General features: G+C 67.8%; 18 protein-coding genes and 2 pseudogenes. 8 read left to right on the top strand and 12 right to left on the bottom strand.

The genetic code is table 11. From position 1 onward, the window contains the following. The 3 genes from BFF77_RS23140 to BFF77_RS23130 all read left to right on the top strand — a co-directional run. Nucleotides 1-656 (top strand): ferric reductase-like transmembrane domain-containing protein (locus BFF77_RS23140; RefSeq protein WP_483855211.1); only part of this gene is annotated, 656 nt, incomplete at its 5' end. A gap of 13 nt (nucleotides 657-669) precedes the next feature. Continuing rightward, complete coding sequence (locus BFF77_RS23135; RefSeq protein WP_169922713.1) at nucleotides 670-1,308, top strand: FMN-binding protein; 639 nt, start codon at nucleotides 670-672, stop codon at nucleotides 1,306-1,308. Further along, the gene (locus BFF77_RS23130) at nucleotides 1,308-2,090 is read left to right on the top strand and encodes an FAD:protein FMN transferase (RefSeq protein WP_211280303.1); all 783 of its coding nucleotides are present in this window, start codon (nucleotides 1,308-1,310) and stop codon (nucleotides 2,088-2,090) included. Before BFF77_RS23135 ends, BFF77_RS23130 begins: the two co-directional genes overlap by 1 nt. A gap of 63 nt (nucleotides 2,091-2,153) precedes the next feature. On the opposite strand, the gene BFF77_RS23125 is transcribed toward BFF77_RS23130, so the two are convergent. The 5 genes from BFF77_RS23125 to argC are packed head-to-tail and all read right to left on the bottom strand — an operon-like array spanning nucleotide 2,154 to nucleotide 7,053. Next, entirely contained in the window at nucleotides 2,154-2,690 is a 537-nt protein-coding gene (locus tag BFF77_RS23125) for an arginine repressor (RefSeq protein WP_066952987.1), read from the bottom strand. Nucleotides 2,691-2,697: 7 nt separating this feature from the next. After that, the gene (locus BFF77_RS23120) at nucleotides 2,698-3,897 is read right to left on the bottom strand and encodes an acetylornithine transaminase (RefSeq protein ID WP_066952985.1); all 1,200 of its coding nucleotides are present in this window, start codon (nucleotides 3,895-3,897) and stop codon (nucleotides 2,698-2,700) included. Beyond that, on the bottom strand, nucleotides 3,894-4,850 hold the full coding sequence (gene argB / locus BFF77_RS23115) for an acetylglutamate kinase (RefSeq protein WP_066952983.1): 957 nt from the start codon (nucleotides 4,848-4,850) through the stop codon (nucleotides 3,894-3,896). Before argB ends, BFF77_RS23120 begins: the two co-directional genes overlap by 4 nt. Further along, nucleotides 4,847-6,028, bottom strand: coding sequence for a bifunctional glutamate N-acetyltransferase/amino-acid acetyltransferase ArgJ (gene argJ, locus BFF77_RS23110; protein WP_066952982.1), 1,182 nt, complete (start codon nucleotides 6,026-6,028; stop codon nucleotides 4,847-4,849). Before argJ ends, argB begins: the two co-directional genes overlap by 4 nt. After that, nucleotides 6,025-7,053: an N-acetyl-gamma-glutamyl-phosphate reductase gene (gene argC / locus BFF77_RS23105; protein WP_066952980.1), complete on the bottom strand. Its 1,029-nt coding sequence runs from the start codon at nucleotides 7,051-7,053 to the stop codon at nucleotides 6,025-6,027. Before argC ends, argJ begins: the two co-directional genes overlap by 4 nt. 245 nt (nucleotides 7,054-7,298) lie before the next feature. Between argC and BFF77_RS37040 the strand changes: the two genes are divergently transcribed. Both BFF77_RS37040 and BFF77_RS37035 read left to right on the top strand, forming a co-directional pair. Continuing rightward, nucleotides 7,299-8,057 carry a hypothetical protein gene (locus BFF77_RS37040; RefSeq protein WP_066952978.1) on the top strand — a complete coding sequence of 253 codons (759 nt, stop codon included), beginning with the start codon at nucleotides 7,299-7,301 and terminating at the stop codon, nucleotides 8,055-8,057. Between the two features lie 411 nt (nucleotides 8,058-8,468). Then, complete coding sequence (locus BFF77_RS37035; protein ID WP_066952976.1) at nucleotides 8,469-9,257, top strand: hypothetical protein; 789 nt, start codon at nucleotides 8,469-8,471, stop codon at nucleotides 9,255-9,257. Between the two features lie 336 nt (nucleotides 9,258-9,593). Here BFF77_RS37035 and BFF77_RS38240 read toward each other — a convergent pair. From BFF77_RS38240 to BFF77_RS23070, 5 genes and pseudogenes are all read right to left on the bottom strand, one after another. Continuing rightward, nucleotides 9,594-10,055, bottom strand: a pseudogene (locus BFF77_RS38240) (TniQ family protein); the annotation flags it as partial. Nucleotides 10,056-10,165: 110 nt separating this feature from the next. Then, nucleotides 10,166-11,308 (bottom strand): TniB family NTP-binding protein, encoded by a 1,143-nt coding sequence (locus BFF77_RS23085; protein WP_245703660.1) that lies wholly within the window; start codon nucleotides 11,306-11,308, stop codon nucleotides 10,166-10,168. Next, nucleotides 11,305-12,765, bottom strand: coding sequence for a transposase family protein (locus BFF77_RS23080; RefSeq protein WP_141698502.1), 1,461 nt, complete (start codon nucleotides 12,763-12,765; stop codon nucleotides 11,305-11,307). The genes BFF77_RS23085 and BFF77_RS23080 overlap by 4 nt, the downstream gene beginning before the upstream one ends. After that, complete coding sequence (locus tag BFF77_RS23075; protein WP_066952971.1) at nucleotides 12,687-13,355, bottom strand: hypothetical protein; 669 nt, start codon at nucleotides 13,353-13,355, stop codon at nucleotides 12,687-12,689. The genes BFF77_RS23080 and BFF77_RS23075 overlap by 79 nt, the downstream gene beginning before the upstream one ends. After that, nucleotides 13,348-14,019 (bottom strand): TnsA-like heteromeric transposase endonuclease subunit, encoded by a 672-nt coding sequence (locus BFF77_RS23070; RefSeq protein ID WP_245703659.1) that lies wholly within the window; start codon nucleotides 14,017-14,019, stop codon nucleotides 13,348-13,350. Before BFF77_RS23070 ends, BFF77_RS23075 begins: the two co-directional genes overlap by 8 nt. Nucleotides 14,020-14,594: 575 nt before the next feature. On the opposite strand from BFF77_RS23070, the gene BFF77_RS23065 reads away from it, so the two are divergent. Beyond that, nucleotides 14,595-15,854: an AAA family ATPase gene (locus tag BFF77_RS23065; protein WP_169922712.1), complete on the top strand. Its 1,260-nt coding sequence runs from the start codon at nucleotides 14,595-14,597 to the stop codon at nucleotides 15,852-15,854. Between the two features lie 18 nt (nucleotides 15,855-15,872). Further along, nucleotides 15,873-16,601: an HNH endonuclease signature motif containing protein gene (locus BFF77_RS34715; protein ID WP_107422224.1), complete on the top strand. Its 729-nt coding sequence runs from the start codon at nucleotides 15,873-15,875 to the stop codon at nucleotides 16,599-16,601. Between the two features lie 217 nt (nucleotides 16,602-16,818). Here the strand turns inward: BFF77_RS34715 and BFF77_RS23060 are convergent. Beyond that, nucleotides 16,819-17,342, bottom strand: a pseudogene (locus tag BFF77_RS23060) (IS5 family transposase); the annotation flags it as partial. A gap of 76 nt (nucleotides 17,343-17,418) precedes the next feature. Here BFF77_RS23060 and BFF77_RS35810 point away from each other — a divergent pair. Next, complete coding sequence (locus BFF77_RS35810) at nucleotides 17,419-17,595, top strand: hypothetical protein (protein WP_169922711.1); 177 nt, start codon at nucleotides 17,419-17,421, stop codon at nucleotides 17,593-17,595. A gap of 149 nt (nucleotides 17,596-17,744) precedes the next feature. Here the strand turns inward: BFF77_RS35810 and BFF77_RS23055 are convergent, their stop codons facing one another. Continuing rightward, a complete protein-coding gene (locus tag BFF77_RS23055; RefSeq protein WP_141698501.1) occupies nucleotides 17,745-18,068 on the bottom strand; it encodes a hypothetical protein in 324 nt (107 codons plus the stop codon). Nucleotides 18,069-19,812 lie beyond the last annotated feature (1,744 nt).

Below are 19,812 nucleotides of genomic sequence, written 5' to 3'. Positions count from 1 at the left end.
GGGTCGTGTACGAGGCGCCGGGCGTCGTCTCCGTACTGATCACCGGACGGCGTCTGCACCGGCTGGGCGCCCAGCCCGGCCAGTTCTTCCGCTGGCGGTTCCTCACCGACGGGCTGCGCTGGAGCTCCAATCCGTACTCGCTGTCGGCCCCGCCCCGGCCGGATCTGCTGCGGATCACGGTGAAGGCGAACGGCGAGCACAGCGAGGCCCTGGCCCGGCTGGAGCCGGGCACCCGGGTCTGGGCCGAGGGCCCGTACGGCGCGCTGACGGCGGCCCGGCGCAGCCAGGAGAAGGTGCTGATGATCGCGGGTGGTGCCGGGATCACCCCGATGCGGGCCCTGTTCGAGACGCTGCCCGGCGGCCCGGGCGATCTGACCCTGCTCTACCGGGCGAGCAAGACCGAGGATCTGGCGCTCTGGGCCGAGTTGCGGGCGATCGCGTCGGCGCGCGGCGCGCGGCTGCTGTACGCCGTGAACGGGCCCGACGGCGTCCGGCCCGAGATCACTCCGCGGCGGCTGCGGGAGCTGCTTCCCGACATCGACGACCACGACGTCTTCCTGTGCGGACCGGACGGGCTGGCCCGTCAGTCGTACGAGGCGTTGCGCGAGGCGGGCGTGCCGACCCGTCGTATCCATCACGAGTCCTTCGAAATGTGAGGCGAGGCAGCCGGTGAAGAGGAAACATCCGCTCCGGCGGATCATGATCGGTGTCGCCGCGACCGCGTCGGGCGTGGTGCTGCTGCTCGCGCTGAAGCAGCCGGGCGGCTCGTCGGTGGCGGACGCGACGGCCGCGACGGGGGCCGGAGCCGGCGTGTCCGCCTCGGCGGGAGCGGCGGGAGCGGCGGGAGCGGCCGGGGCCTCGGACTCGGGCGCGGGCGCGCCTCCGGCGGGCGCGGGCGCGTCGTCGGGCGGGGCGACGGGCGCGGGAACACCGCCGGAGACGGGCGCCGACAGCGACACCGGTTCGGATGCCGACACGGGTGCCGATACAGATGCCGGTACGGGTGCCGATGACGGTGCCGGTACGGGTGCCGGCGGCGGCGCGGGCGCGCGGACCGTGCTCGGGAACGCCGTGGACACCCAGTACGGTCCGGTCCAGGTGCGGATCACCCTCAGCGGCGGCAGGATCACCGAGGCCGAGGCGGTCCAGGTCCCCGCCGGCGGCATTTCCGCCAACGCCGTCCCCCGGCTCAACCAGGCCGCCGTCACCGCGCAGAACGCCGGGATCGACGCGGTGTCCGGCGCCAGTTACACCAGCCAGGGATACCGGGACTCGCTTCAGAGCGCCCTCGACAAGGCGGGTGTCTGATGGCGCAGGAGGGCGGACGGCTGCGTCATGTCGAGGAGGCGATGGGCACGGTCTTCTCGTTCGACATCCGCGGTGTACGGGACGAGGACGCCGTCCGTGCCGGGCTGCGGGCGGCCGTGGCCTCACTGCACCGCGTCGACGAGATCTTCTCGCCGTTCCGCGCGGACAGCCAGATCACCCGGCTGGGCCGCGGTGAGCTGACGCTGTCCGCGTGCGCGAGCGAGGTCCGCGAGGTGCTGGAGCTGTGCGCGGAGGCGGAGCGCGAGAGCGAGGGCTGGTTCACCACCCGGTACGCGGGCGGGCTCGATCCGACCGGACTGGTGAAGGGCTGGGCGGTGGAGCGTGCGGCACGGATGCTCGTCCCGGCCGGAGCCTCCGCCGTATGTCTCAACGGCGGCGGCGACATCCAGCTGATCGGCGGGCCCTGGCGGGTGGGCATCACCGACCCGCTGCACCCGGGCCGGCTGGCCGCGGTGATCGAGAGCGAGGGCGGCCTGGGCGTGGCCACCTCGGGCCCGGCCGAGCGCGGCTGCCATGTGCTCGATCCCCGTACGGGCCGGCCACCGGTCCATGGACCCGCCTCGCTGACCGTGATCTGTCCGGGCGGACTGACCGTGGCCGACAGCCGGGCGACGGCCGCGTACGCCATGGGCCGGCGGGCCCGGAAGTGGCTGGAGGAGCTGCCGGACACCGAGGGCTTCGGTGTCACGGCCGACGGCCGGCAGTGGATGACCAGCGGCTTCGGCCGTTACACCGACTCCGTCGCCGAGGTGAACGCCTGACCGGAACGGCACAGGGGCACGAGCCCGGCGGAGGCCGGACAGCCGGAGGGCGTGCCCCGGCCCTCAGCGGTCGTTCTGGGCCAGTTTCAGCAGATGGTCCGCCAGGGCCTGGCCTCCGGCCGGATCGCGGCTGATCAGCATCAGCGTGTCGTCGCCCGCGATGGTGCCGAGGATGTCGCTCAACTCGGCCTGATCGATGGCCGAGGCGAGGAACTGGGCCGCGCCCGGAGGGGTGCGCAGGACGACGAGATTGGCCGAGGCCTCGGCGGAGATGAGGAGTTCACCGGCGAGCCGGCGCATCCGCTCCTCCTTCGCCGACTCTCCGAGCGGGGCGTGCGGAGTGCGGAAGCCGCCCTCGCTGGGGACCGCGTAGATCAGTTCGCCACCGGTGTTGCGGATCTTCACCGCGCCCAGTTCGTCCAGGTCGCGGGAGAGCGTCGCCTGAGTGACGCTCAGCCCGTCGTCCCCGAGCAGTTTCGCCAACTGGCTCTGCGAGCGCACCGGCTGCCGGTTGAGGATGTCAACGATCCGGCGGTGGCGGGCGGTTCTGGTCTGCGGCACGGACGGCCCGCCGTGCTCGGTCCCCTGGGCCTCGGTCATCGTCGTCTCATTCCCCGGATCGTCCGTCCCCGTGAGCGTTGTCGAGGATGCCGGGCAGCGCCCGCAGCAGCGAGTCCACCTCGGCGTCGCCGATGATCAGTGGTGGCATCAGCCGTACGACGTCGGGAGCGGGCACGTTCACCAGGAATCCGGCATCCTGAGCCGCCTGCTGCGTCTGCGGCGCGAGCGGCTCGGTGAGCACGATACCCAGGAGCAGTCCGGAGCCGCGGACATGGGAGACCAGCGGATGGCCGAGCGCCTCGATCCCGTCGCGCAGCTTCTCGCCCAGCCGCTTCACCTGGTCGAGCAGACCGTCCGCCGCGAGCGTGTCCAGTACGGCCAGTCCGGCGGCGCAGGCGACCGGATTGCCGCCGAACGTCGTGCCGTGGTGGCCCGGCTCGAGCAGCTCGGCCGTCGCTCCGAAGGCGATCGTCGCGCCGAGCGGCAGACCGCCGCCGAGTCCCTTGGCGAGGGTGACGACATCGGGTTCGACGCCCTGGTGCGCCTGGTACTCGAACCAGTGGCCCGTCCGCCCCACGCCCGTCTGCACCTCGTCCAGGACGAGCAGCGTGCCGGTGGCCCGGGTGATCTCGCGGGCCGCCTCCAGATAGCCCTTGGGCGGGACGACCACCCCGTTCTCGCCCTGGATCGGCTCGATGATGACGAACGCCGTCTCCTCGGTCACCGCGGCGCGGAGCGCGTCGGCGTCCCCGTACGGGACATGGGTCACCTCGCCGGGCAGGGGCAGGAAGGGCCGCTGCTTGGGGGGCTGACCGGTGAGGGCGAGCGCGCCCATGGTGCGGCCGTGGAAGCCGCCGTCGGTGGCGACCATGTGCGGGCGGCCCGTCAGCCGGCCGATCTTGAAGGCGGCTTCGTTCGCCTCGGCGCCGGAGTTGCAGAAGAACACCCGGCCCGGGCGGCCGAAGAGCTGGACCAGCCGCTCGGCGAGGGCGACGGGCTGCTCGGCGACGAAGAGGTTGGAGACATGGCCGAGGGAGGCGATCTGCCGGGAGACGGCCTCGACGACGGCGGGATGCCCGTGGCCCAGCGCGTTGACCGCGATACCGCCCACGAAGTCGGTGTACTCGGCGCCGTCCGCGTCCCAGACCGTGGCTCCCTCGCCTCGTACGAGAGACAGCCTCGGCGTGCCGTAGTTGTCCGCCATGACGTTCCGCCAGCGCTGCGAGAGCTCCTGGTTGCCGGTCATTTCGCTTCCCCTTCGCTCGCGTTGACTCCGTCGGGCACGTCGGCTCCGTCGGGCACGACCGGCGCGTCGGGCACGACCATCGTGCCGATGCCCGAGTCGGTGAAGATCTCCAGCAGGATCGAGTGCGGGACACGTCCGTCGAGCACCCGGGCGGTCCTGACACCGTTGCGCACGGCGTGCAGACAGCCCTCCATCTTCGGCACCATGCCGCTGGAGAGCTCGGGCAGCAGCTTCTCCAGCTCGGTGGCGGTGAGCCGGCTGATCACGTCGTCGCTGTTGGGCCAGTCCTCGTACAGCCCTTCGACATCGGTGAGGACCATCAGTGTCTCGGCGCCCAGTGCGGCGGCGAGCGCGGCGGCGGCGGTGTCGGCGTTGACGTTGTAGACATGTCCGTCGTCGGCGCTGCGCGCGATGGAGGAGATGACCGGGATCCGGCCGTCGCCGAGCAGGGCCTCGATGGCACCGGTGTCGATCGCGGTGATCTCGCCGACCCGGCCGATGTCGACCAGCTCTCCGTCGATCCGCGGCCGGTGGCGGGTCGCGGACATGGTGTGCGCGTCCTCGCCGGTCATACCGACGGCGAGCGGGCCGTGCTGGTTGAGCAGTCCCACCAGCTCGCGCTGGACCTGTCCGGCCAGCACCATCCGTACGACGTCCATCGCCTCCGGTGTGGTGACGCGCAGACCGGCCTTGAACTCACTGACCAGGCCGTGCCGGTCGAGCTGGGCGTTGATCTGGGGGCCCCCGCCGTGCACCACGACGGGCTTGAGACCGGCCTGCCGCAGAAAGGCGACGTCCTGGGCGAAGGCGGCCTTGAGATCCTCGTCGACCATGGCGTTGCCGCCGAACTTGATGACGACGGTCCTGCCGTTGTGCCGCGTGAGCCAGGGCAGCGCCTCGATGAGGATCTGCGCCTTGGGCAGCGCGGTGTGTTTACGGGCGGGGGCGGTCATGAGCTGTACGCGCTGTTCTCGTGGACGTACTCGGCGGTGAGGTCGTTGGTCCAGATGACCGCGGAGTCCGTGCCGGCCGCGAGGTCGGCGGTGATCCGTACCTCGCGGTAGCGCATGTCGACCAGATCGCGGTTCTGGCCGACGGCGCCGTGGCGGCAGACCCACACACCGTTGATGGCGACATTGAGCTCGTCGGGCTCGAAGGCGGCGCCGGTGGTGCCGATGGCGGAGAGCACCCGGCCCCAGTTGGGGTCCTCGCCGTGGAGGGCGCACTTGAGGAGGTTGTTACGGGCGATGGAGCGGCCCACCTCGACGGCGTCGTCCTCGGTCGCCGCGTTGATCACCTCGATCCGGATGTCCTTGGAGGCGCCCTCGGCGTCACCGATCAGCTGACGGGCCAGATCGGCGCAGACCGTGCGGACGGCCTCGGCGAACTCCTCGTACGCGGGCGTCACGGCGGACGCGCCGGAGGCGAGCAGCAGCACGGTGTCGTTGGTGGACATGCAGCCGTCGGAGTCGACGCGGTCGAAGGTGGTGCGGGTGGCCGCGCGCAGCGCGGTGTCCAGGGCGGGCGCCTCGACGTCGGCGTCGGTGGTGAGGACGACGAGCATGGTGGCGAGGCCCGGTGCGAGCATGCCCGCGCCCTTGGCCATGCCGCCCACGGTCCAGCCGTCGCCGCCCACGACGGCGGTCTTGTGGACGGTGTCGGTGGTCTTGATGGCGATGGCGGCCTTCTCGCCGCCGTGCTCGGACAGCTCGGCGGCGGCCTTCTCGATGCCGGGCAGCAGCTTGTCCATGGGGAGCGGCAGACCGATGAGACCGGTGGAGGCGACGGCGATCTCGCCGGCGCCGTGTTCACCTCTCCCGGGCGCGCCGATGCCGCTGTTGAGCACCTCGGCGACCTTCTCCGCGGTGGCGTGGGTGTCCTGGAAGCCCTGCGGGCCCGTACAGGCGTTGGCGCCGCCGGAGTTGAGGACGACGGCCACGACCTCGCCGCCCTTGAGGACCTGCTCGGACCACAGGACGGGCGCGGCCTTGACGCGGTTGGAGGTGAAGACACCGGCGGCGGCGCGGCGCGGACCGTTGTTGACCACGAGGGCCAGGTCCGGGTTGCCGTTCTCCTTGATTCCGGCGGCGATGCCCGCTGCCGTGAATCCCTGCGCTGCGGTGACGCTCAAGGTGCCACTCCGATCGTGGAGAGTCCGGTGACCTCGGGGAGTCCGAGGGCGATGTTCATGCTCTGCACCGCGCCACCCGCGGTGCCCTTGGTCAGGTTGTCGATGGCGCTGATCGCGATGATGCGGCCCGCGGCCCCGTCGTGGGCGACCTGGATCTGTACGGCGTTGGAACCGTGGACGGACGCCGTGGCGGGCCACTGTCCCTCGGGCAGCAGATGGACGAAGGGCTCGTCGGCGAACGCCTTCTCGTAGGCGCTCCGTACGTCCTGGGGCGTCGTGCCCGGCCTCGCCCTGACGGAGCAGGTGGCGAGGATGCCGCGGGACATGGGGGCGAGGGTGGGTGTGAAGGAGACGGTGACCGGCTCTCCCGCGGCCTCGCTGAGGTTCTGGATCATCTCCGGGGTGTGCCGGTGGCCGCCGCCGACGCCGTACGGGCTCATGGAGCCCATCACCTCGGAGCCGAGGAGATGCGGCTTGGGCGTCCGGCCCGCGCCGGAGGTGCCGGAGGCGGCGGTGATCACGGCCTCGGGCTCGGCCAGGCCCGCCGTGTACGCCGGGAAGAGCGCCAGCGAGACGGCGGTGGGATAGCAGCCGGGCACCGCGACACGCCTGGACCCCTCCAGCGCGGCGCGGGCGCCCGGCAGTTCGGGAAGCCCGTAGGGCCAGGTCCCGGCATGGGCGGAACCGTAGAACCGCTCCCAGTCGGCGGCGTCCTTCAGCCGGAAGTCGGCGCCCATGTCGATGACGAGCACCTCGTCCCCGAGCTGCTCGGCGACGGCGGCGGACTGCCCGTGCGGCAGCGCGAGGAACACCACATCGTGCCCGGCGAGCACCTCGGCCCCGGTCGCCTCCAGCACCCGCTCCCCGAGCGGCACCAGATGCGGCTGAAGCCCCCCGAGCCGCTGCCCCGCGTTGGAATTCCCGGTGAGGGCCCCGATCTCCACCCCGGGATGACCGAGCAGCAGCCGCAGCAACTCCCCGCCGGCGTACCCACTCGCACCTGCCACTGCCACGCGTACAGTCATGGAAAGTCCTCCTCCGCGATGGCATGACTATACGTTCCCCCGCAGCCTTATGCAATGACTCCCACCCCCGGGCGGGGCAGTCGTCTTGTGACTGAGCGCTTCAGGTGGCGGGTGAGCGCTTGAGTTGGCGGGGTTGTGCGTCGGAGCTGGCGGACAGGATAGCGATGGTCGCCCCGAGCTGGGCCTTTCGCCTGTCGGAGGCTCGGTACAGGTGTCGCCGATTACCTCGGTTACGGTGTCCGGCCATGACCATCACGCAGCCCGACCCCGCGCCGTACGGGATTGAGTCCATACGGATCGTCGCCGCGCACGAGGGCGGCTTCGCACAGGTCGCCCACCTCTCCTGGGCGCAACCACCGAAGAGTCGTGAGGACGACGCCAGCCTCTACATCCGGCCCTTCGTCGGCGACGGCTGGACCGCGTACGGATCAGTCGACTACGGCGTGGCCCCAAACAGCACCACGGAGGTGCAGGCCGACCGGCACCGGAACGCGAAGTTCGACGAGTTGAAGATGTCCCTGCACGGCAGCGGGCAGACTCACGTTTACGTCGGCCCACACCACCGCGAGTACCGGCTGCCTCCCGTGACGGGCCGTGAACTCCATGACCCGGCGGGCGGGCACATTGCCACGATCACCTCCTTTGACCTGACCGGGCTGCCGCTTCTCGCTCGCCCGCTGAGCGCGACCCCGCCGGACATCGATTTTGTCGTCCCTGGCCCGAGGGAAGGCACTGCCCACCTCAAGGTGGTCTTGTACGTCGGCACTGACGAGAGCGCTATGCGCGAGCGATACCCGTTCCTGGTAAACGCTCCTCTGATCAGGTTCAATCGGCCCAGCCTGCCCACCCCTGTGTTTTTCGGTATGCATTGCCCCCACGTTCCTGGGCCGAGAAAGAACACCCCTGGCGTCAACGTTGTGGGCGGCTGGGGTCCGGGCGCCAAGCAGGATCAACCGATCCCTGTCATTTCGATCTGGACGAGCCCCGATGAGGGCACAACCTGACCGATCCCTGGTGGGTGCTCTACAGCCCTCTGGCCGGGATCGGTTCCCCGTCGACGACCGATGGCTTCGGATTCCGCCACAGAGATCACAGGTCGCGCGAATGGGCGATGAAGCTGGGCGCTTCAGGGGGCGGGTGAGCGGGTAAGCGGCCGAGTTGGCGGGGCCGAGTGTGCCAATTGGCGGGGAGCGTGTCGGCATCGATTTTCTCTGCCAGGTTGTCGGCGTACTCGCCGAGGAGTCGCCGGAGGGTCGCGTAGTGCGGGCCGGGGTCTGATCGGCCGGCGAGCTGGTGCCAGGTGGTGGGGCGGCGTGCGGCCCAGGCCCGCCGGATGTGCTGAGGCTGGTCATGTTCGAGGGGGCGGGGAGCAAAGAGGTGTTCGCCGCCGGTGACACGGGTCCAGATGAAGATGGATGCGCCTGGCGCTTACGGTCGTCGAGGACGGGCTGTTTGCCGATGGTCCGGGGGAGCTGGGCGGTCACTTCCCGCCAGTCATTTTGAGGAAGGACCCAGTTGCACAGGGAGTCCCGCCGCCGTTGGTAGTCGGGCAGCCGGTAGCGATGCTCGCCTACGTGCAGGCCGAGTTCGGTCATGGCGATGCGGAAGTCGGTGGGGGCGTCCCTGGCACCGATCCAGAAGCGCTCGTCGTCGATGCCGACGGGGATTTTGTCAATGGGGATGCCCAGGAGGAGGGCTGCCTCGTGGGTGTCGCAGTGGGCGGCCCGGCGAACGAGTTGGATGGCCGCATAACGGCGGACGAGCCGTTGATCGAGGGGGATGCCGGCGGGCCGGATGAAGCGGTCGTGCCAGTCCTGTTCCAGGAACGCCGGAATGTGGTGGGGTGCGAACCCTGGGCCGCGAGGGACGAACCGGTCAACAGTGGCCGGAGTGGCGTTAACCAGCGGCTTCAGGATCTCGCGCAGCTGCTGCGAGCAGGTGCCTTGGTGTCGGGCGAAGAAGCGGAACCAGGACATGCGGCTGTCGTGGGTGTCGAAGGAGACCTCGAACAGACTCATGATCCGCTGCTCGGAGTTCGTGGCGAACAGCAGAGAGTCGGCAACCCGATCAGTGCCCCGCAGACCGCGGCGTCTGCTGGTGCCGTGTTCATCAGGCTCACCCAGTTGTGCCTGTCGGCGGAAGAGTTCTTGCCCGCCCAGAAGTACGCGTTCACGGAGTCCAGGAGGTCGGACTCCAGCAAGTAGCGGGAGCGGGGCCATGAGGCGGCGATGAAGCCCATGACCATCCGCAGGTCGGTCAGGCTCTCGGTAGTGGAAGCTCCGGGCAGAGCGGGGTCGAGTGCGCCCAGGAGGTCGCGCTGGAGAGCGAGGAGTTTCCGGCTGGGCCGCATCGGTGTCCCGGTGAGGTCGAGCCGGGTTCCGCAGGCCTTTCCCTGCGGTCCGCGTCCCGAGTCGGGGGCGGGGAAGCGGCATTGGGTGGGGTGCAGGCGGCGGGCGCCGGGCCGGATCAGCAGACGGCCCGCCTGCGGGCCGTCTGTCGGGGCGGCGGCAGGTGGGGCACTGGTGTTCCAGGAAGCACTCGTGCTCAAGGCAGGCGAAGACAACCGCGAGGTGCCATTCCTTCTTCCAGGGGCCGCCGTGGGCCTGCTGGATGACCGATCCGTCTCCGGCCAGGCATTGCGGGCAGTAACGGGGAGCGCCGGTGAAGAGCCAGTGGTCGGGGCGCCGGTATCCGGCGCCGCGGGGTGGTCCGAGACTGAGAGCCAGGGGTGGGTAGTGCTCGCGCAGGCCGGAAAGCGTGAGTGCGGCGGCTTCTTCGTGGCTGAGCCGGGTCGCGGCGGCGAATCCGGCGAGGGTGTCCGGGGCTGGGTTGATCAAGAGCCGGTGGCTGAGGCTGACCAGACCCTGGCCGTCCGTCGGCAGCAGGCCGGTGCGCCGGGCCACGTCAGAGGGTGCAAGGTCGAGCCTGTGGGCGAGCCGTAGCACGTAGCCGGGCAGGGACTTCCCCGGCAGCGGGTCAAGGCTCCGGGGCAGGGGACGCATCCTCAGCTCCCGGTCCCTGCGGCCGGGCCCTGGTCGTCAAGGACGGTGTTCCTCGGTTGGGTCCGGCTGCTGCTCTTGGTCGACGCCTTCAGTCCGGAGATGTCGGGGATCTACCCGGCGCCCAGGTCACGGCCGTCGGTGGAACCTAGGTGGACGGGGATGCCGTCCAGGAGAGACTCGGCCAGGTATTCGGCGCCGGAGCCGATGGCTTCCTGGCAGCCGTCCTCGACCAGCCTCTCAAGGAGGCCGACCACCCCGGCGGTGCGCTCGTAGAGGTACTCGGGCATGGTGCCAGAAGTGAGCATGCCCGGCTCGGCTTTGAGCAGGCGAAGGTGGCCCTCGACGCCGGCGAGGTGATCGGTCCAGGCCATAATCTGGGCGTCGGTGTCGTAGCGGAAGCGGTCGAGTTCGACCACGTCGAAGCGTCGCTCGGTCTGCGTGGCCTCCTCCCCGTGTACCAGCTTGTGCCGGGAGGGCGGGAAGGCGACCTGGCCGGTGCGCGGATCGGAGCGGCCTTCGCGCAGCAGGCCAACGCCGTGGATGTTGACTCCGACCAGGACCAGGGTGACGTTCATGCTCATGAACGCCCGGATCAGATCGAGGGTGTCCTGGTCATCTGCGCGGTGCATGCGGAGCCTGGTGATGTCGTCCAGCAGCAGGGCTTTCGTTCCATGTTCGCGCAAGGACAGTGCGACCTGACGGATCAGATCGGGCAGGTCCATGCGCTGATTCACCTCGGCGCCGTAGAAGTGAAGGATGGCCTTGCAGAGGCTCTTGGGCTTCGCGGTCACCGGTGTCTGCACGTAGGCGACGGGAACGTGGAGGTCTCGGGCGCCGGGGAGCGCCTGGGGGTTGAGGTAGCGGTGCAGGGCCAGCCAGTCCTCCTCAAACGTGGCCAGGCACTCGCAGGCCGTCTCGGTCTTCCCCTGATAGCCGCCGCCGGTGATGATCAGGCCGGACAAGGTGGTCGGCTTCTGCTTGACCGCGTTGCTCTGGACGCGGCCCCGCAGCCGTTTGGTGACGGCCAGGCTCATCGGGGTCTGTAACAGCGGCAGGTTGGCGTGGGTGACCGCGCGGTGCAAATCGTGCAGCGCCTTGTCTTTAGGGCTCAGGTGCCTCCACCCAGCGAGCGTCAGCTGCGGCGCGGGCACGAAGGTGGTCCGGACGGCCACCCAGTTCTGCCAGCGCGCGACGGTGTCCCGCACCGGAGGCGGCCCGAAACGAAGAAGCTCCGGTGGCCCCGTCGTATTCATGCCGGCTTCGGGCCCGGCTCGTCCGGCTGGTCGTACTGGTCGCCGGGCAACAGGAAGAAGCAGCGTTCCCGCAGCGCCTCGCCCAGCAAGGGCGGCGGGGTCGGCGGCCTGGAGGCCAGCGCCGCCTGACGGCGCCGCTGCCGGTCGGCGGTGACGGCCCTGCGGATGGAGACGGTCAGCTCGGACGGCCGGGCCGGGTCGGGAAGAACGGTGACCTTGGCGGGTGGCCGGTCGTCTGTGGCTGACCGTGCCCTGGTCAGTTCACGGGCCCGCTCGGCCTTCTGCGCTGCCGTCATCTGGGTCGGCCACTGGTTCACCGGGGTCCGCGTGGCCAGTAGCTTCAGCAGCACCGGCAGTAGTTCCCGGTCATCGAGCGGCCTCAGACCGGCGCAGGCGGCCTGGGCGAGGAGCTCACCCACCCGTGCATTTGAGAAGGCCAGAACATCGCCTCCAGGCGGCAGGCCGTTCCAGTCCAGGGCGTGCCAGCAGCCCCGCCGAGCGGGATCTTCGAAGAAGACCTGACGGCAGTCGCGCGGATCGCGGTGGACCGCCCACTTGCCCGCGTGCCGTCCACTGCGTCCGGAGTGCCTGCCGCGACAAGGATCAAGCACCGGGTCGGTGCCGCCGTACCAAAGTCCACCAATCTTCACCCCGCGCCGAGCGTCGATCTTCACGAAGTGGGCGGGCAGCAGCTCGTAGTACAACTCCGGTTCCGGGATCTCCAGACTGATCCCGTCGCGGGCCGCGGCAGCGGCGAACAACGTGTTCGGGCTGTGCCGCCCACCCGGGTCCCACGCCGGCGGACACTGGTCCAGCCTGCGGTTTTGCCACACGGAGACGATCCAGGTCGCCAGCAAGTGCTCCATCTGCGACAGCGTCCAGACCGCATCGCCCTCCGGGTCGGCGCCTCGGTCGGCGACGTCGACACCGCGGTAGCCGAGCAGCGGCTCCAGCAGCAGCGACTGGATTCCTGCGAACGCACGCTCGCAGGCAGCCTTGTCCGTGGGACGCATCGCGCGGGCCGGCAGCAGATCAATCCCCAGCCGGCGGGCGACAGAAACGACGTGATGGTTCTTGTAGACACTCCCGTGATCGGCCGTCACCGTCTCCGGCGCGAAGAACGGCAGCCCCGCCACCGAGTGCCCGGCGAACTCCGCAACCAAGGCAGCCGGAACCCCGGGGTAGGACCATTCCATCTCCTCACCCCAGTCCGGGCGCATCGGCAGCGGCAGCAGCACATCCCGCAGCAGCATCGCCACCTCCACCGACGACTCCGACACCGGCGTGAGCCGGAAAGCGACCAGCGAATGCGAGTAGGCATCGAGAGCCAGCGTGAGATGGACAGTGATGGGGGCGCCGAACACGTCGTCGAGAACCTTCACCGGCAGCGGCGTGGTGTCCAGCGCGACCACCTGCCCCGGCCGGGTGACCACGACCTTCGCCTTGCCCGTCTCCACCGCCGCGGCCGAGCGGACATAGCGTTGGCGAGCGCCCTGCGACCGAACCACTCCTTCCAGATCTTCGCGAGCGTCGTGTAATGCGGCATCTTCTCCTCCGCCGCCGGGCCGAACTTCTCGCGCACATACTGGTGGATCAGCCGCTCCTTGGTCTTCATGCTCACCACCCTGGAGCGGTGCTCGCACTCGGCGTGGACGACCCGGATCGCTTCGGCGACCTGATCGGTGACCGTCCGCCGGCCCCGCAGCGGCGGTGTCCACCGTCCGTCCGCCAACCCCATCAGGCCGCGCTCGGCGTACTGTGCGGCCATCCGCTCCAGTGTGCGCTGGCTGATCCACTCCAGCCCCAACTGCTTGGCCTCCCGCCGGTCCAACGCCTTCAGCTCGGCCGCCTTCGCCTGGCGCCGCTCGGTCAGCGTGGTGCGCTCCGGGTCGTACTCGGGCCTCGGCTCTCCCGGAAGCGCCCAATACCGGCTGCCACTGCGGTAACCGGTCTGCGCCTCCAGCAGATGCGCCGCCCGGATCTGAGCCCGCGTCAGGTCATGGCCATGCAGGTCCTCGGCCCGCTGTGGCTGGCGCTCCTCACCCATCACGGCCTCCCGCCGGATAGACCCACGCAGCATCACCCAGCGGCTGGGCAAGATCCACTGCCAGCCGCCGGTGCCAGAGCAGATGAAGAGCGTGCGCGCGGGCGACCGCCGGCAGCGACGTCTCCTCCATCAGTTCACCGAACCGTCGCGGACGTTCGGCGACCAGACCCAGCAGTTCACCGTGCAGCCCGAGACGGTCGGCCATCGGCCGCCGCCGAGCCGACAGCGCGTCCAGTCCGGTGGCCACGTGACGGCGCCAGCCGGTCACCACCAAGTAGCGCCACCCCGCCGCTGCCGCCACCCGCTCGGCCGCGACGAACTTCACCAAGTCCTTGTCCTTGATCAGATGGCCGGGCCGGACGTCGACCAGCACCGCTGTCCCGGGCAGCAGGACCAGGAAATCCGGAGTGTGGTCCTCAGCGCCGTCGACGGTGGTGAACTTCAGCCTGAACGGCTGAGACAGCACCTCCTCGGCGCTGCCCAGAAAGTCCAGGGCCAGCAACAGGCGACGCTCGGCCAAGCTCTCGAAACCGTGCATCCGGCCCGTGGTCACCATGTAGGCCAGTCCCGGCCGATGCCGCTGACGAGCCCGCCACGTGAAGCCGCGTATCGGCACCGAGGCCAACGCCGGGAAAACGGCTAGGTCCTGGACCGGGCAGATCACCTCCGCCCGGGACGCTCGCCACACCGTCTTCCATCGGCGCGTCCACCCCGGCCCCGACTCCAGACACGCACCTGCCGACGGCTCAAGGACGTACGACGCGACGAGATCATCCATGGTGCAGCTGTGCGACCACACCGACCCCGCCTCGACGGCCGGCGTACAAACCGAAGACTCCATGTGCCCAGCACACCCCGCCCAAGCCGCTTCTCGTACAGCTTCCCGGGAAAGCCCCGCAGGTGAGAGGCGAGTCAAGTACCCTGCCCGCCAACTGGATGGCTCCGGGCTGGGTCTGTGCATTTCAGACGATCGCAATGGGCAGGGAGTGGTGATACACACCCACAGAGTGGAGACGAAAGGGAGGCAGGGTGGCACAGGAACCAACGGGCGGGCAGGCCGATACTCACACGCGCGCCTTGAACGTGCCGCCTTCGGGGCCATGTGCCACGCGTCGCCCACCTTGCAGAGAGACACGCGTTTGGGCAGTGCGTACACGCAGATCGCATCTATGATATCGACACGGGTACGTACCGATCCTATCTAGCCATTCTCCAGGGGGCGGCATGTATGTAGAACGAGTGGCTCTGAGGAATATCAAGGGGTTCACAGAGGCGGAACTAGACTTTTCAGGAAACGATGAGAAGCATGCAGGTTGGGCTGTAATAACCGGCGATAACGGCTCAGGAAAGACTGCCTTTCTGAAATCCCTCTGCATGGCCCTTCTCGGGCCTGACGATTCTCGCGTTCTAATTCCCGACCTGCGCGGATGGGTTACGGAAGGGCAAGATAATGGCTCAATTTCGGTCGAAGTAAAACCGCACCACGACTTCGACCGGACGGCCAAGGGAGGGTTTCGCGTCCAGAACACATTCTGGGCAGAGATCGAATTCAAGCGGGAGAGTGGCTCTTGGGCCATTTCCTCTGCCGACGTCTACCGAAACAAGAAGAAAGGGGCTTTCAATGGACCATGGTCGGTCGGAACTCCCGGATGGTTTTCGCTAGGGTACGGCCCGTTTCGGCGCCTATACGGAAGTTCCCCCGACGCCCAGCGCCTTATGGTAATCCCTGGCCGCGTTCCAAGGTTTGCGACTCTATTCAAGGAAGACGCGACGCTCGGCGAGTGCGAGCAGTGGGTGAAGCAGCTCAACTACAAGAAACTCGAACAGCAAGAGTCAGAAAAGATTGCCCTCGATAGCCTACTTGAGATCCTAAACGATGACTTCTTGCGCCAAGGGGTTTCCGTCCGAGGCGTCAACTCCGAGGGAATTTGGTTGACCGACTCAGCTGGACGGGACATGCCCCTAGCCGACATGAGTGAAGGCTACAGGTCAGCTCTGGCGATGCTCATCGACATCTTCCGGCACATGGTAGATGTGTATGGAGCCGTGGACCTAACAGCGAAGAGCGAAGACGGGTCTTCTTATGTAAACCGTCCCGGTGTTGTGGTTATCGACGAAGTCGACTCACATCTTCATCCAGCCTGGCAGAGGGAAATCGGGTTCTGGCTGAAAAAGCATTTCCCGCTGGTTCAGTTCATCGTCACTACCCACAGCCCACTGGTCTGCCAGGCCGCGGATCGCGGCCGCATTTACCACATGGCTCAGCCTGGATCGGGCGAGATCCCTTTCCGACTCGACGAAAACGACTTCAACCGAGTCATCGCGGGAAAGCCCGACCAGATCCTTATTTCACCAGCGTTCGGCATGCCTCACACCAGGTCACCAAGGGCAGTGATGGCAAACCGACAACACTCTCGCCTTCGCGCCAAGCAGCTCTCTGGAAAGATCAGTAAAAACGAAGAGAAAGAGCTGGATCAGCTCTCACTCTTCGCCGATTAACCAGAGAAGGGGGTTAAATTGCGGAGGATCGAGAGAGGGGAAATCCCTCTCCAAGCGCGCCAAGAACTCTACAAGCGTCAGATACTAGCGACCTCTCAAGAAAAGGCTAGGGAGGAGTGGAATAAGTACCGAAGGTCGGTGAAGAGTAAGGTTGTAGTCGACGCACTCAAAAGTGCTGTAGGTATCCGCCAAAGATGCCTCTATTGTTGCGACTCACGTTCAGCCGATGTTGATCATTTCATCCCAATTGGCATCGACTTCACAAAGGCATTCAAGTGGGTCAACTTCATCTGGGTGTGCCCAGAGTGCAACAGGCGGAAGGGTAAGCGATTCCCGCTTGATTCAACGGGTGCGCCACTTATCATCGACCCGACCCGAGTTGACCCATGGGATCATCTAATCCTGGATACGGCTACAGGATACTTGGCTCCACGGTTTCTAGATGATGACTTCGACCCTAAGGGTGAGGCAACGTTAGACGTGCTCTCCTGCATAAACTTCGAGGCTGTCACTGAAGGACGGAAACGCGTTATTCGCCGCTACTACGAAGCTATCGACCGGATACTTGAAGCCAGCGACTCCTCCACACAATTTGCAGGTCTGGCACGTGAAGTTAGAGAAGATGAGTACGGCGTATCAGGATGGTTCGCGCTGCGAGAAGGCGCGACAGAGGAAAAATTTCTGCAACTGAGGAAGAATTCTCCGCACTGTTGGCGCAAGTTCGTGAGACTTGCCCTACGAAACTAGATCCTATCCATATACACTGCGGCATCCTTCCACTCACGCATTGTCCGGCGCAGGCGGCGGGGCAGCGAGATTCGTCCAGGTAGCCCGGGACTACCTCAACGACACCCGCCCAAAGATCACTTGAGCCCTCCGGTGCGGCGGAGCCCCCGGCGGTCACAGAGACGAGGACCAGAGCCTCGACCAGGCCAGGAACATCCGAACGGAAACAGGCGCCAGGCGGAACCCGAATGCTTGCCATGACGGTCTCGAAGGCCGGGGCGTCGCCCGCCTGGCCTGCGGTGACTAGAAGGGCCAGGGGCCGTGCACGGCTGTCGCCGGCAAGGTGGACTTTCGTGCTCAGGCCACCTCGGGAGCGTCCGAGGGCGTGGTCGTCAGGTTCGGCCCGGCCTGGCGCCCCTTTTTCCTGGCTCCGGCGGCGTGCTGGTGGGCTCGGCAGACGGTGGAGTCCACCGAGACGGTCCAGCCGATGTCGGCATCAGCGTCGGCCTCTGCCAGAACTGCGGCAAGGATGCGTTCCCAGGTGCCGTCCAAGGCCCACCTGATCAGGCGTTTGTGAGCGATCTGGAACGAGCCGAGCTCGTCCGGCAGGTCCCGCCAGGGCGAGCAGGTGCGGTACTTCCACGCGATGGCCTCCAAGGTTCGGCGGTGATCCGCCCATCGCCGACCACGGACCGGATCGGTCGGCATCAGCGGCTCGACCCGGTCCCACATCGCATCAGTGATCACTAATCGGACGGACACACCCGATCAACTGACCAACCGATCAAAGAGACACACCCTAGCCGACTTCCTCAACTCGTTGACCAGGATCGGACGGGTGTTCGTCTACGTCTGCCAGATCGTCCCGCCGGACAGCGACACCGAGCGGGTCCTGGTGGCGGGAAACCAGACGGTGTTCCCGACCCGGGTCCGGGAGATGTACGCCGAGGCCGAGCGCGAGTTCGTCGCCGCCGCACGCCGCTACCTGAACGGCGACCTACCTGGCTTGTCCTGATATTGGCGAGGCTACCTCGCTATGACGGAGGATTCTCATGATGCCAAGGCCCTCTACGGTTCAAGATCAAGTACTTAGCGTTAGTGGCTGTACCGATGGCCCCACGGCGCATCTCTGCCTCACGGTGCAAGCGGTCAGCTGTCCTCTGGCTAACGGTCCTGGGAGTTCGCGGTCTCTCTGCCCCTAAGCTGCTCGCGGCCAGGGCTCTTGACGTGAGCGGACACCGGTCGGCGCTCGTGTTCGCAGTCGCCAGCGGCATGGCCACGGGGGTTGAGGCAGGTGTTGCGCTCGTACTCGTCTACGAGCCACGCTGCGAGGGCTAGGCCGATGGCGGCCGGGCTGGGGTGGTCGTCGGTATGGACTTCGCAGGGGTCGTTGGTGTCGTCGTAGCTGTCGCGCCCGGGGCCGGGGCCGGTCGCGGCCGCGCGGGTGTTGGAAAGGGCGAAGAAGCCTCTGACCACCGCAGCGGCCACACCGCCGATCACACCCACTTTGCCAGCGACCCCGAGACCGTTCCACCTGTCAGCGATGCGCCGACGCGAGGGCCTTCCCCCATCGCTGCCTTCTGGCGGCGGGTCGGAAGGGTGAGGATCACCACTCGGAGGGCGGGATGTCGTATCGTCCGGCGCTGCCATCTGACAAGGCGTCCTCTCTGTTCTGGGAACCGGAAGTCTAGATGCCTGCCGGGCCTCGGCCCACAGGCAATGGTGTTCCGGCGGAACAGAGGGCCGACGCAACTTTGCACCGTGGGTAAGGGATAGGAGACCGGGGTATCGCACACACAGCCCGCCACCGGGCTTCCGCACAAGGCCCCACGATCGTGCGTCTCGACCTGCCACACAACCAAGATCAATCTCACCGATACTGGCTGTTCCGTTGGTGCCCAAGGCCGAAGTCCTCGCCGTCGGGCCGGCTTAGCGTGTGCACGCGAATGAGAATCCTCAGTACTCACGCACTTCAGTTGGCGAAGTCCGCCATCAACGACGCTCAGTCACACGTCTGCGACCGAGCAGCCGATCTGCTGAGCGTCCGACCTGGCGGGTGACGGCGTGGAGGTATCCGGTCAACCGGCCGGGTGCGGAGCATGGGGCCGGCGGACAGGGTGACCGTCAGGGCCGTCGGTGAGCCAGGAGCCATCACCCAAGGGCTCCAGTTTGTACGGGTTGGTCACCGCGACGGCAATCTCACCGCCGACCATACCCGTGCTCACGTCGACCAGGTGGTAACGGAACCACTCCTCCTCGCCCTCACCCCCAGGATGACAACGGCCGTATCCGGGGTCAGATAGCCGCCGCACCATTCCACGAACGCCTCCTCCGGGTCATACCCGAAGGCCTCGACGGAGAGATCGAAGAGCACCTCCCCGCTGGGGTGACGGTGGAAGCCGACGTCCGCCTGCCCGTGATCGACGGTCATGAACTGCTCCCCGCCCGGCGCCAAGTCGATCAGGAAGCGGTCCCGCCACGGGTACGTCACGAACTCCATCTCGCCGCCAGCCCCGGAGGTGGTACCCCGTAGGACGACGGCACCGTCCTGGCCCTCACCGACGTCGAGATAGACACTGCCGTCCACGGGGTGCACATGGTGGCCGGCGCCGTGCCCGACCGTCTCCAGCTCCCGGCGCGCGAGGACCTCCCCGCTGTCGGTGTCGTACACGACCCATTGGTCTCCCCCGCGCCCCGCCATCGCGTCCGGCCGGTAGACCCACACGGTCCGGCCGTCCAGAGACAGCACGCAGCCAGGCCGGTGACCGTGGAGCACGTCGGAGTGTGGCTCGAAGTCCGATGCCCACGCCAGGTCACCGGCGCGCGTGAGGCAGACAACCCTGTTCAGCGTCGTGTACACGACGCNNCGCCGACTCCATGACCTCGTCGCCGGCTGGCGGCTGGAACACCGCGGCGGGTTCCAACGTCCCGAAGGCGCCGGGCTCCGTCAGATAGGCACGGATCTGCCCGTCACTGTGGCGCGTGATGACCTTCGGAGGGGGCGCGGGAATCATCCGTTGAGGCTAACGCCCAGTTCAGACCGGTGGAGAGCCAGGGCAGTGTGCACGCGGAGCGAGACATGCGCAGGTCAACCACAACGGCCTGACGGGCAAAATCTGCCTGCTCAGCTCCGCCAGGTCATGTGCTCGGTCCACCGGATCGGCTGCTCGGTCTCGGTCGCCGCCGGGCGGGGGGGCCGGTCGGTGGACGCTCATACGTACCTGTCTCTTAT

The sequence above is a fragment of the Streptomyces lushanensis genome, from assembly GCF_001700515.1.
Taxonomy (GTDB): domain Bacteria; phylum Actinomycetota; class Actinomycetes; order Streptomycetales; family Streptomycetaceae; genus Streptomyces; species Streptomyces lushanensis.
The sequence above is the reverse complement of the archived record's forward strand: the minus strand, read 5'-3'. Positions and strand labels throughout refer to the sequence as shown.